This window comes from Streptomyces sp. CB03238 (genome assembly GCF_002099185.1).
Classification (GTDB): domain Bacteria; phylum Actinomycetota; class Actinomycetes; order Streptomycetales; family Streptomycetaceae; genus Streptomyces.
Map to the genome: position 1 here is coordinate 287285 of NZ_NBCN01000007.1, position 12576 is coordinate 299860.

Consider the following 12576-nt stretch of genomic DNA (forward strand, 5'->3'; position numbering starts at 1 on the left):
GGGGTCTGACAACGGACGCCGGGCCGCCGGCCCCGCGGCCGGTCAGCGGCGGCGGCCGCCTCCGCGCCCGTAGTCCTCGTCCTCGTCGTGCGGGCCGAGCAGCTCGTCCGCGAGCGTCGGCAGGTCGTCCAGCGGGGTCTCCTCCGCCCAGTCCGAGCGGCGCCGCGGCCTGCCCTGCTCGTCGACCTGCGGCAGCTCACGGGTCCGCTCGGCGCCCGGCCGGCCGAGCTCCTCGTCCCGGACCTCGTCCCGGACCTCGTCCCGGAAGAACCCCGGCGGCACGCGGTCGGCGGGCCCCCCGTCCCGTACGGGTGGCAGGACGGCCGTCTCCTCCGCGTCGGAGGGGGCGGCGGGCCCGGTGGGCCCGGTGTCGCGTACCGGCCGCAGGACGGTCGTCTCGTCGTCGGCCCGCCCGGCGTCACGTACGTCCCGTACCTGAGGCAGCACGGCGGTCTCGTCGGCCGCGGGCGCCGGGGCCTCCTCGCGCACGGGCGGGAGGAGGGCCGTCTCGTCGTCGTCCTTGCGCATGTTGACGCGCGGCGCCGGAACCTCCTGGGTCTCCTGGTCAGGGTTCACGACCGGCGTCGGCACCGTGGTCTCGGTGGCGGACGCGGCCGCCGACGCCGCTGCCGCCGCCTCCGCGAGACGCCGTGCCTCCTCGGCACGCAGCAGGGCCTCCTCGGCCTTGCGCTGCTTCTCCAGGCGCCGCGCCTCGGCCTCGGCCCGCAGCCGCTCCTGCTCCTCCTTGAGCTGGCGCAGCCGCTCCTGTTCCTCGCGGCGGGCCTTCTCCTCGGCCTCGCGGCGCCGCCGCTCCTCCTCGGCGAGCCGGCGCGCCTCCTCCGCCCGCCGCCTGGCCTCCTCGGCCTGCCGCTCGGCCTCGCGCTGACGCGCCTCTTCCTCCTCGCGGCGCTTGCGCTCCTCCTCCTCGGCGCGCAGCCTGTCGAGCTGCTCCTGGCGCTCGCGCTCCAGGCGCTCCTCCTCCGCCTTGCGCGCCGCCTCTTCCTCGGCCTTGCGCCGGGCCTCCTCCTCGGCCCGCTTGCGCGCCTCCTCCATGGCCTTCACCTCGGCCTCGGAGAGCGGCAGCATCTGGTCGAGGCGGTGGCGTACCACGGTGGTGACCGTCTCCGGCTCCTGGCCCGCGTCCACCACCAGGTACCGCCCGGGGTCCGCCACCGCGAGGGCGAGGAACCCGTTCCGTACGCGCCGGTGGAACTCCGCCGGCTCCGACTCCAGCCGGTCCGGCGCCTCTGTGAACCGCTCCCGCGCGGTCTCCGGCGAGACGTCCAGCAGGACGGTGAGGTGCGGTACCAGGCCGCTGGTCGCCCAGCGCGAGATGCGGGCGATCTCGGTCGAAGACAGGTCGCGGCCGGCGCCCTGGTAGGCCACGGACGAGTCGATGTACCGGTCGGAGATGACGATCGCGCCCCGCTCCAGGGCCGGGCGGACCAGCGAGTCGACATGCTCGGCGCGGTCGGCGGCGTACAGCAGAGCCTCCGCGCGGTTGGACAGTCCGGCGCTCGACACGTCGAGGAGGATCGAGCGGAGCCGCTTGCCGATCGGCGTCGCGCCCGGCTCGCGCGTGACGACCACCTCGTGGCCCTTGGCCCTGATCCACTCGGCCAGCGCCTCCACCTGCGTGGACTTGCCCGCCCCGTCGCCGCCCTCCAGGGCGATGAAGAAACCGGTCTTCGACGGGGCCTGCGCCGGGTCCGCCCCGCGCAGCGCGTCCCGCAGGTCGCGGCGCAGCGGCACCCCGGAACGGTCGTCGGTCCTGGCCAGCACCAGCGCCGCGACGGGCAGCAGCAGGGCGCCGACCAGCATCAGCGTGAAGGCGGCGCCGCCGTGCGCGAAGACGAAGTCACCGCCGGCGAGCCGGTGCGGGCCGATCGCGGCCGCCAGCAGCGGGGCGGTGAGCGCGCCGAGCGCGATGGAGACCCGTACGACGGCGTGGAGGTGCTCGGTCAGCCGCGGCCGCCGGAACTCCTCCGCCTCCTGGTCGAGCAGGGTGTGCCCGGTGTTGGCGGCGACGCCGGCCGCGAAGCCCGCGCCGAGCGCGATGAACAGCACGGTCGCCGTGTCGGGCACCAGGCCGAGGGCGAGCAGCGCGACGCCCGTGACGGCGGTCGCCAGCGCCAGCAGGCGGCGGCGGGAGAGGGCGGGCAGTACGGCGGGGGCGCGGCGAATGCCCAGGCCGGTGCCGCCGATCAGCGCCAGCACCAGGAGCGCGAAGGCGACGGGGCCGCCGCCCAGGTCCCTGGCGTGCAGGACGGCCACGGCGGTGGCGGACGCGACGGCTCCGGCGACGGCGGCGCAGGCGAGCACGAGCAGCGGTATGGCTCCCGTACGGCCCTTATCGACGCCGTTTCCGGTCGACGGGCGGCGCAGGCCCTCCAGCGGGGAGCGGGGGCGCGGGGTCTGGGCGTCCGGCAGTTCCAGGAAGTACAGGACGGAGACGGACGCGGCGAACAGTCCGGCCGCGACGTACGAACCGAGGGCCGCCTGGTGGGTGGAGAACCAGTCGATGCCCGTCGCGAGCACATTGCCCACGAGCGTGGCGACGAGGAGCGCGGCGGCGGCGCCGGGTACGGCGGCGAAGCTCGTACGCAGCGACAGTCGCCGCAGCGCGTCCATGTGGTCCGGCAGCGGCCTCACGGCGGCCCCCTCAGGGGGCGGGGCGGGCAGCAGTGCGGGGGCTGCGCCCTCCTTGGCGACGGTCCAGAACCGCTCGGCGACCCCGGCCAGGAAGACGGTGCCCAGGAGGAACGCGAGGGCGTGGTCGGGCGTCCAGTCGATCCACAACGGCGCGATGACCAGCAGCACGACCCGTACGCCGTCGGCGCCGACCATGGTCCAGCGCCGGTCGAGGGGGCCCTTGGGGGCGGTGAGGGTCGTCAGCGGGCCGAGCAGGACGGCGCCGAAGAGGAGCGTGGACAGCACCCGCGCCCCGAACACCGCGGCGACCGCGAAGGCCGCGCCTCGGTACCCGCCTCCGAAGGCTCCTTCGACAACCGCCGCCTGCAGGGCCAGCAGCACCAGGACGAGCACGGCGAGGGCATCGCCGATCCCGCCGACGAGCTGCGCGCTCCACAACCGCCTCAGCGGCGGGTTGCGCAACAGGGCCCGTACGGCGCGCTCGCGGGAGTCTGCGGCAAGTGCGGCGTCGGAGTCTGAGGTGGGGCTCAAGACCGTTGGCTGCTCGGCTCGCGTCATCCCCTCAGCCTATCCGGACCGACTGACACCCAGTCGTCCCCGCCCGAACAAACGACTGACCGTCGTATCGGCCAGACCCGACACGGGCCCCGAACCGGCAGCCTGCCCGCGGCAGGCGGCAAAGCGAAGCCGCCACGTCCGGGACCGGGCCGACGCCCTCGCGCGCGCCATGCGGCGCGAAGCCGCCACGTCCGAGGCCCGGCGTATGACCCGCGCCCGAGGCCCGGCCTATGGCCCGCGTCCGAGGCCCGGTTCTACGCCCCGCTTCCAAGGCCGGCCCCTGTTACGCGTCCCGAAGCCGCCGCGCCAAGGCTCGCCTATGGCCCGCGTCCGAGGCCCCGTCAACGACCCGCGTCCCAGGCCCTGCCTATGAACCGCGTCCGGGACCCGGCACACGCCCGGCGCGCGCCATGCGGCGCGACCGCCGCGTCAGGCGGGGGCGGGGCGGCTCCCACGCCTTGGGCCCCAGGTCGGGGCCTCGGGTCAGTCGTCCGACGAGGCCTTGGACGCCGTGGCCTTCTTGGCCGTCGTCTTCTTGGCCGTCGTCGTCTTCTTGGCGGCGGTCTTCTTGGCCGTCGTCGTCTTCTTCGCGGCCGTCTTCTTCGCCGGCGCCTTCTTGGCCGCCGCCTTCTTCGCGGTCTTCTTCGCCGGGGCCTTCGCCCGCTTCTCCGCCAGCAGCTCGTACCCGCGCTCCGGCGTGATCGTCTCCACGCTGTCGCCGGTCCGCAGCGTGGCGTTGGTTTCGCCGTCCGTGACGTACGGGCCGAAGCGGCCGTCCTTCACGACCACCGGACGCTCGCTCGCCGGGTCGGTGCCCAGCTCCTTCAGCGGGGGCTTGGCGGCCGCGCGGCCACGCTGCTTCGGCTGGGCGTAGATCGCCAGAGCCTCCTCCAGCGTGATGGTGAAGAGCTGGTCCTCGTTCTCCAGCGACCGCGAGTCCGTGCCCTTCTTCAGGTACGGGCCGTAGCGGCCGTTCTGCGCGGTGATCTCGACGCCCTCGGCGTCGGTGCCCACGACGCGCGGCAGCGACATCAGGCGCAGCGCGTCCTCCAGGGTCACCGTGTCGAGGGACATCGACTTGAAGAGGGAGGCCGTGCGCGGCTTCACCGCGTTCTTGCCGGTCTTCGGGGTGCCCTCGGGAAGGATCTCGGTGACGTACGGGCCGTAGCGGCCGGCCTTGGCGACGATCTGGTGCCCGGTCGCCGGGTCCGTACCCAGCTCGAAGTCGCCGCTCGGCGCGGCCAGCAGCTCCTCCGCGAGCTCGACCGACAGCTCGTCGGGCGCCAGGTCCTCCGGCACGTCGGCGCGCTGGTGGCCCTCGGTGTCCTTCTCGCCGCGCTCGATGTACGGGCCGTAGCGGCCGACGCGCAGCACGATGCCGTTGCCGACGGGGAAGGAGGAGATCTCCCGGGCGTCGATCGCGCCCAGGTCGGTGACCAGCTCCTTCAGGCCGCCGAGGTGGTCGCCGTCGCCGTTGCCCGCCTCGGAGGCGGCGCCGGCGGCGTCGCCCTCGCCGAAGTAGAAGCGCTTCAGCCACGGCACGGCCTGCGCCTCGCCGCGCGCGATGCGGTCGAGGTCGTCCTCCATCTTCGCGGTGAAGTCGTAGTCGACGAGCCGGCCGAAGTGCTTCTCCAGCAGGTTGACGACGGCGAAGGACAGGAACGACGGAACGAGGGCCGTGCCCTTCTTGAAGACGTAGCCGCGGTCCAGGATCGTGCCGATGATCGACGCGTACGTCGACGGGCGGCCGATCTCGCGCTCTTCCAGCTCCTTGACCAGCGAGGCCTCGGTGTAGCGGGCCGGCGGCTTGGTGGCGTGACCGTCCGCCGTGATCTCCTCGGCGGTCAGCGCGTCGCCCTCGGCGACCTGGGGCAGCCGGCGCTCACGGTCGTCGAGCTCGGCGTTCGGGTCGTCGGCGCCTTCGACGTACGCCTTCATGAAGCCGTGGAAAGTGATCGTCTTGCCGGACGCGCTGAACTCGGCGTCCCGGCCGTCGCTCGCCCGGCCACCGATCTTGACGGTGACGGAGTTTCCGACGGCGTCCTTCATCTGGGAGGCGACGGTCCGCTTCCAGATCAGTTCGTACAGCTTGAACTGGTCACCGGTCAGGCTCGTCTCGGCGGGCGTGCGGAAACGATCACCCGAGGGGCGGATCGCCTCGTGCGCCTCCTGCGCGTTCTTGACCTTGCCGGCGTACACCCGCGGCTTGTCCGGCAGGTAGTTCGCCCCGTAGAGCTGCGTGACCTGGGCCCGGGCCGCAGCGACGGCGGTGTCGGACAGGACGGTCGAGTCCGTACGCATGTAGGTGATGAAGCCGTTCTCGTACAGCTTCTGCGCGATCTGCATCGTCGCCTTGGCACCGAAGCCGAGCTTGCGGCTGGCCTCCTGCTGGAGGGTGGTGGTGCGGAAGGGCGCGTACGGCGAGCGGCGGTACGGCTTCGACTCGACGGAGCGGACGCTGAACGACGTGTCGGCGAGCGCGGCGGCCAGGGCGCGGGCGTTCGCCTCGTCCAGTTGCAGCACCTGGCCGGAGGACGCCTTCAGCTGCCCGTCGGGACCGAAGTCACGGCCCTGCGCGACACGGCGGCCGTCGACCGTGGCCAGGCGGGCGACGAGGTTCGACGGGTCGGACGAGTCACCGGTGCGGCCGGTGGCGAACGTGCCGGTCAGGTCCCAGTACTCGGCGGACCGGAACGCGATGCGCTCGCGCTCCCGCTCGACGACGAGGCGGGTGGCGACGGACTGCACACGGCCGGCGGACAGCCGAGGCATGACCTTCTTCCACAGGACCGGGGAGACCTCGTAGCCGTAGAGGCGGTCGAGGATCCGGCGGGTCTCCTGGGCGTCGACCATGCGCTTGTTCAGCTCGCGCGGGTTGGCGACGGCGGCCTGGATCGCGTCCTTGGTGATCTCGTGGAAGACCATCCGGTGGACCGGGACCTTCGGCTTGAGGACCTCCAGCAGGTGCCAGGCGATGGCCTCGCCCTCGCGGTCCTCATCGGTCGCGAGGAAGAGTTCGTCCGACTCTGCCAGCTGCTCCTTGAGCTTCCTGACCTGGGCCTTCTTGTCGGCGTTGACGACGTAGATGGGCTGGAAGTCGTTCTCGACGTCCACCCCGAGACGCCGTACCTCGCCGGTGTACTTCTCGGGCACCTCGGCGGCGCCGTTGGGGAGGTCGCGGATGTGCCCGACGCTCGCCTCGACGACGTAGCCGGGGCCGAGGTAGCCCTTGATCGTCTTCGCCTTGGCAGGCGACTCGACGATGACGAGTCGGCGGCCGCCCTGTGCGGTCTCGCTGGTCGGGGACAACTTCGCTCTTCTCTCCGGTCGACGCTCGGTGGCGCGTGCCGCGCGGTGTGGTCTCACCGCGTGCACTCCTTGCGCACTGCGCACTGCTGTGACTCTGTGACGCTGTGCTCTTGACGCTGCTGTCGCTGCGGAGTGTGACGGTACAACCCGCCCCCGTGTCAAACGGCAAAAGACCGCAACGGCCACTCGAACGGTAACCCGAGTCCGGGCATTCCTGCCGCCCGGACTCCCCTCAGAACCCGGAGCCCCCCATTCCGCCGCGCTGTCAGACGCGGCCGAAACACCACACCCCGAGGACCACGAAAGCCGTTCCGAGCGAGGTCGCGAACGTGATCGCCGCCACCGGACTCACGCCGTGCGCGACCGGCGCCCGGTGCAGTACACGTGTCCCGGTCCACAGCAGCAGTCCCGCTCCGAACAGCGTGAACGCCGCGCCCGCGAAGATGGCCGGTCCGCTCTCCATGCCCGTACCCCGTTCCTCGGTGATCCCCTGGGTTGCCCCGAGGGCGAGGCTGACACCTCTGGGCATCGTGAGCGCGAATTGTGGGTGAACGGCACGGGGGACGCGCCGCGGGTTCACCCACGCGGCGCCGGTCTCCGTGTCTCCGTGTCAGGACCACGCCACGGGACGTCCGAGCCCTCGCACATTCGCGACACCGTCACCGCACTCGCGCCGGGCCACCCGCCGTCACGATCACCCCAGGAAAGCCCACGCGGCCCGCCGCGCCCCAACCACGCCCGACCGCGCCGACCCCGCTACCCGGGCCGGGCGGACCCGACCGCGGCCGCCCCCGCCACACCGGTCCAGGTGGGCCCGATCGCACCCCGCCGCGTCCGACCCGGCTACCCCGGCCCAGGGGCCCGACCGCACCCGCCGCGTCCGACCCCGCTACCCGGGCCTGGTGGGCCCAACCGCACCCGGCGCCCCCGCCGCACCCGCGCCCGCCGAGCCCCAACCACGCCCGATCTGGCTCCCCTCGCCGGGTGGGCCGCCCTGCCACGCAGGCCGCCCCGCAGCCCGCGCGCCCGCTCCCCTCACACCCCCGTCGCCGGTTCCAGGAACCCCTCCTCCACCAGCAGCCGGATCGCCTGCGGTGTGCGGTCCCGCAGCAGCACCGGGTCCTCGCCCATCAGCTGGGCGATGGCGTCCAGGATCCGTCCCGCGCTGAGCGTCCCGTCGCACACGCCGGCGAAGCCCGCGCCGACGGCGTCCACCTTGGTGGCGCGGCGCATGCCGCGGTTCTGCCGGAGCACCACATGCTCCGGGTCCTCCGCGCCCGGCAGTCCGACCTGCTCCTGCATCACCTCCGGGGCGAGCACGAAGTGGTCGGCGAGCAGCGCGGCGTCGTCGCGCGTGCGCAGGTAGTCCTGGCGCGCGAAGTGCGCCCGTACCGTCTCGCCGAGCGGCTGTTCGACCGGGTGCGGCCACTCCTCGATGACGATGGACGGCTCCTCCGCACCGGACTTGCGGAGCGTGATCCAGCCGAAGCCGACGGCCCGGGTCTTGCGCGCCTCGAACTCGTCCAGCCACGCCTCGTACCGCGCCGCGTACTCCTCCCGGTCCAGCAGGAGGTGGTCCCCGGCGTCCCGCAGCCACAACTCGGCGTACTGCGTCACGTCCTGCACCTCGCGCTGCACGATCCAGGCGTCGCACCCGCGCGGCACCCAGGAGCGCAGGCGCTCCTGCCAGTCCTCACCCTCCACGTGCTGCCAGTTGGCCAGGAAGTGTGCGAACCCCCCTTCGTTCAGCCGCTCCCCCGCCTGCTGAACGAGCGACCTGCACAGATCGTCCCCGCCCATCCCACCGTCCCGGTAGGTCAGCCGGGCGCCGGGAGAGATCACGAATGGCGGGTTCGACACGATCAGGTCGTACGTCTCCGAGGCCACCGGCTCGAACAGCGAACCGGTGCGCAGGTCGGCCTCCGGCGCCCCGGAGAGCGCCAGCGTGAGCCGGGCGAACTCCAGCGCCCGCGGGTTCAGGTCCGTCGCCGTCACGCGCGTGGCGTGCTGCGCGGCGTGCAGCGCCTGGATGCCGGAGCCGGTGCCGAGGTCCAGGGCGGAGGCGACGGGCGTACGGACCGTGATCCCGGCGAGCGTGGTGGACGCGCCGCCCACGCCCAGGACGACGCCCTCGCCGCGGCCGCTCGCCCCTGCCGCACCGCCCACGGCGCAGCCCAGGTCGGAGACGATGAACCAGTCCTGGCCCTCCGGTCCGCCGTACGGCCGTACGTCCACCGTGGCGCGGACCTGGCCGCCGCCGTCGTCCACCACCCATCCGTCGGCGAGCGCCTCGTCCAGCGGCAGCACGGCGGCCGCCCGCTCATAGGGCACGGGCCGCTGGAGGAGGAAGAGGCGGACGAGCGTGGCGAGCGGGCCGTCCGCGCGGGTGGCGCGCAGGGCGGGGACCGTCTCGCTGCGGGCGAGCGCGGCGTAGGCGGACGCGCCGAGCAGCTCGAGCAGGCCGTCGGCGGTGAAGTCGGCGGCGAGCAGGGCGTCGCGGAGGCGGCCGGCGCGGTCGGGCACCGGAAGGCTGGCGGTAAGACTGGTCGTACTCACCTGCCCATTGTGACCGCCGCCACTGACAATGGACGCGCGGCCCGGCCCCCGAACGGGGGGAACCGGGCCGGAGTCCTCATCGGTGGGCCTGGGAGGCTACTGGGCGGCCTTGCTCGCCGAAGCGGACGCGGCCGGGCCCGGCTTGGCCGGCGGCACGGTCGGCGAGACCGTCGCCTCGGCCCTGCGGCAGCCGGGCTGCTTGGCCATCGCCTGGCCGAGCTGGCCGGACTGCAGCTTGTTCAGCGCGTCCTGGTCCATCTTCTCGATCTTCTTCAGCCCGCTGGCGACGCCCTGCAGCCCGTCGGCGAACTTCTGCTGGTTCTTCGGGTCGAGCGCGTCGACCTGCTTCTTGAGGCCCTCGTACGCCGCGGCCGTGGCGTTGAGCTCCTTGACCGCGTCCTGCTGGAGCTTCTCGCCGTTGTCGACGGGCGGTACGCCGGCGTCCTGCACGGCCTTGGCGAGCGCCTTGTCGGCGTCGGCGATGTCCTGGAAGGCCTTCGAGTCGGCGGCCTGGATGTCGGCGGGCTTGCCGTCCGCCGCCGTCGAGATGATGGTCTGCTGGGCGTTGGCCCGCTTCTGGATCTGCGGCTGCGCCTGGTCGCACATCTTCTTGGCCCAGGCGTCCACCTTGTTGTCGCCGCCGTCATCGTCACTGCAGCCCGACAGTGCGAGCACCAGTACCGCACCGCCGGACAGTGCGGCCGCAAGCTTCTTGTTCACCGGTTTGGTCCCTTCCAAGGCTCTCGGCCCCGGAACATACACGCCAAGTGGGCGACATTCGCATGGCGTGCGACCGTTTCGTACGCTTTTACAACCATTTGCACCAAGAGGGAAACGGGAGAGAGAAGGCTCACCGCCGGCTCACCGCCCGCGAGCCCAAACGCGGTAACGGGCGGACGGAACGTCACCGCGTTCCGTCCGCCCGCCTGCTGACAGGGTGTTACCCCCAGGCGCTACAAGGTCGCCGCCTTGCTGGTGACCCGCCCGGCGGTGCTGTTGTCCTCGTCACCCATGGCGACCGTACGGCGCTTGGACACGTACACGGCGCCGATGATGACGACGATCGCGAGCGTCGCCACCACCGCCCGTACGCCCGCGCTGGCGTCGTCGCCGTAGCTGAACTGTACGACCGCGGGCGCGATCAGCAGCGCCACCAGGTTCATCACCTTCAGCAGCGGGTTGATGGCCGGGCCGGCCGTGTCCTTGAAGGGGTCGCCGACCGTGTCGCCGATGACGGTCGCGGCGTGCGCCTCGCTGCCCTTGCCGCCGTGGTGGCCGTCCTCGACGAGCTTCTTGGCGTTGTCCCAGGCGCCTCCGGAGTTGGCGAGGTAGACGGCCATCAGGGTGCCGGCGCCGATGGCCCCCGCGAGGAACGACCCGAGGGCACCCACCCCGAACGTGAAGCCGACGGCGATGGGCGCCATGACGGCGAGCAGACCGGGCGTGGCGAGTTCGCGCAGGGCGTCCTTGGTGCAGATGTCGACGACGCGCCCGTACTCCGGCTTCTCGCTGTAGTCCATGATCCCTGGGTGCTCGCGGAACTGCCTGCGCACCTCGTAGACCACCGCTCCGGCCGACCGCGACACCGCGTTGATCGCCAGACCGGAGAAGAGGAAGACGACCGCGGCACCGAAGATCAGCCCGACGAGGTTGTTGGGCTGGGAGATGTCCATGGTCAGGTTCATCTCGGTCGCCCTGGCCCCCACCTCGCGTACGGCCGTGGCGATCGCGTCGCGGTACGAGCCGAAGAGCGCGGCCGCCGCCAGTACGGCCGTGGCGATGGCGATGCCCTTGGTGATGGCCTTGGTGGTGTTGCCGACGGCGTCGAGGTCGGTGAGGACCTGCGCGCCCGCGCCCTGGACGTCGCCGGACATCTCGGCGATGCCCTGGGCGTTGTCGGAGACCGGGCCGAAGGTGTCCATAGCGACGATGACGCCGACCGTGGTGAGCAGTCCGGTGCCCGCCAGGGCCACGGCGAACAGCGCGAGCGTGATCGACGTACCGCCGAGGAGGAACGCCCCGTACACCGAGAGGCCGATCAGCAGCGCGGTGTACACGGCGGACTCCAGGCCGATGGAGATGCCCGCGAGGATGACGGTGGCGGGGCCTGTCCTGGACGACTTTCCGATGTCCCTGACCGGGCGGCGGCTGGTCTCGGTGAAGTATCCGGTCAGCTGCTGGATCAGCGCGGCCAGCACGATGCCGATGGCGACCGCCACCAGCGCGAGGACGCGCGGATCGCCGCCGTGCGTGGTGATGGCGGCCTCGGTGACGCCTTCGAGGGAGGCGTACGAGGAGGGCAGGTAGACGAAGACCGCGACGGCGACCAGGGCGAGCGAGATCACGGCGGAGATGAAGAACCCGCGGTTGATCGCGGTCATCCCACTGCGGTCGGCGCGCCGCGGGGCGACCGCGAAGATGCCGATCATCGCGGTGACCACGCCGATCGCCGGCACGATCAGGGGGAAGGCCAGACCGAGGTCTCCGAACGCCGCCTTGCCGAGGATCAGCGCGGCGACCAGTGTCACGGCGTACGACTCGAAGAGGTCGGCGGCCATGCCCGCGCAGTCGCCGACGTTGTCCCCGACGTTGTCGGCGATGGTGGCGGCGTTGCGCGGGTCGTCCTCGGGGATGCCCTGCTCGACCTTGCCGACGAGGTCGGCGCCGACGTCGGCGGCCTTGGTGAAGATGCCGCCGCCGACACGCATGAACATCGCGATGAGCGCGGCGCCCAAGCCGAAACCTTCCAGCACCTTGGGCGCGTCGGCCGCGTAGACGAGGACCACGCAGGAGGCGCCTAGCAGGCCGAGGCCCACCGTGAACATGCCGACCACGCCACCCGTACGGAAAGCGATCTTCATCGCTTTGTGCGAGACGGTCGTCAGGTCCTTTTGCGGTTCTCCGGGTGCCGGTGTCGCCTCACGCGCGGCCGCCGCCACGCGCACATTGGCCCGTACGGCAAGACGCATGCCGATGTAACCGGTGGCCGCCGAGAAAAGGGCGCCCACCAGGAAGAACAGTGATCGTCCGGCGCGCTGCGACCAGTCGTCCGCGGGCAGCAGCATGAGCAGGAAGAACACGACGACCGCGAAGATACCGAGGGTCCGCAGCTGACGGGCCAGATAGGCGTTCGCGCCTTCCTGGACGGCCGCCGCGATCTTCTTCATGGCGGCGGTGCCCTCACCGGCCGCCAGTACCTGGCGTACGAGCAGCTGGGCCACGATCAGGGCGGCCAGGGCCACGGCCGCGATGACGACCACGATGATCCGGTTGTCATCGGTGAGGACCGCGGCCGCGAGAGAAGTCGGGTGGTCGGACACGTGTGTGGTGAAGAGCCCCGCCATTCGTCCTCCTTGACGTCAGAAGAGCTCAAGACGTGGACGGATTGTAGGGAGCAGAACCTGATCAAAACAGAGCGCCGTAGAACAGAATTGACCTTCGCTTGCCAGTCGGCAAATGCGCGACACAAGGAATCCACTCGAAAGCAGTAACGACTTTAAA

General features: G+C 72.1%; 6 protein-coding genes. All 6 read right to left on the reverse strand.

The features are described 5' to 3' along the window. Window positions 1-42: 42 nt before the first annotated feature. Window positions 43-3210, reverse strand: a complete 3168-nt coding sequence (gene tmk / locus BKD26_RS14495; protein WP_084898243.1) for a dTMP kinase — start codon at window positions 3208-3210, stop codon at window positions 43-45. A gap of 483 nt (window positions 3211-3693) precedes the next feature. After that, window positions 3694-6519, reverse strand: coding sequence for a type I DNA topoisomerase (topA, locus tag BKD26_RS14500; RefSeq protein WP_084898244.1), 2826 nt, complete (start codon window positions 6517-6519; stop codon window positions 3694-3696). Between the two features lie 265 nt (window positions 6520-6784). After that, window positions 6785-6982, reverse strand: coding sequence for a hypothetical protein (locus BKD26_RS14505; RefSeq protein WP_084898245.1), 198 nt, complete (start codon window positions 6980-6982; stop codon window positions 6785-6787). Between the two features lie 572 nt (window positions 6983-7554). After that, on the reverse strand, window positions 7555-9075 hold the full coding sequence (locus BKD26_RS14510; RefSeq protein ID WP_084898246.1) for a class I SAM-dependent methyltransferase: 1521 nt from the start codon (window positions 9073-9075) through the stop codon (window positions 7555-7557). Between the two features lie 96 nt (window positions 9076-9171). Continuing rightward, the gene (locus BKD26_RS14515) at window positions 9172-9795 is read right to left on the reverse strand and encodes a small secreted protein (protein ID WP_084898247.1); all 624 of its coding nucleotides are present in this window, start codon (window positions 9793-9795) and stop codon (window positions 9172-9174) included. A 233-nt stretch (window positions 9796-10028) separates the two neighbouring features. Next, window positions 10029-12419, reverse strand: coding sequence for a sodium-translocating pyrophosphatase (locus tag BKD26_RS14520; RefSeq protein ID WP_084898248.1), 2391 nt, complete (start codon window positions 12417-12419; stop codon window positions 10029-10031). Between the last annotated feature and the right edge of the window lie 157 nt (window positions 12420-12576).

Excerpts from the sequence above, each read along its gene's own strand:
- tmk (WP_084898243.1), bottom strand. The coding sequence starts at position 3,210 with ATGACGCGAGCCGAGCAGCCAACGGTCTTGAGCCCCACCTCAGACTCC.
- BKD26_RS14505 (WP_084898245.1), bottom strand. The coding sequence starts at position 6,982 with ATGGAGAGCGGACCGGCCATCTTCGCGGGCGCGGCGTTCACGCTGTTC.
- BKD26_RS14520 (WP_084898248.1), bottom strand. The coding sequence starts at position 12,419 with ATGGCGGGGCTCTTCACCACACACGTGTCCGACCACCCGACTTCTCTC.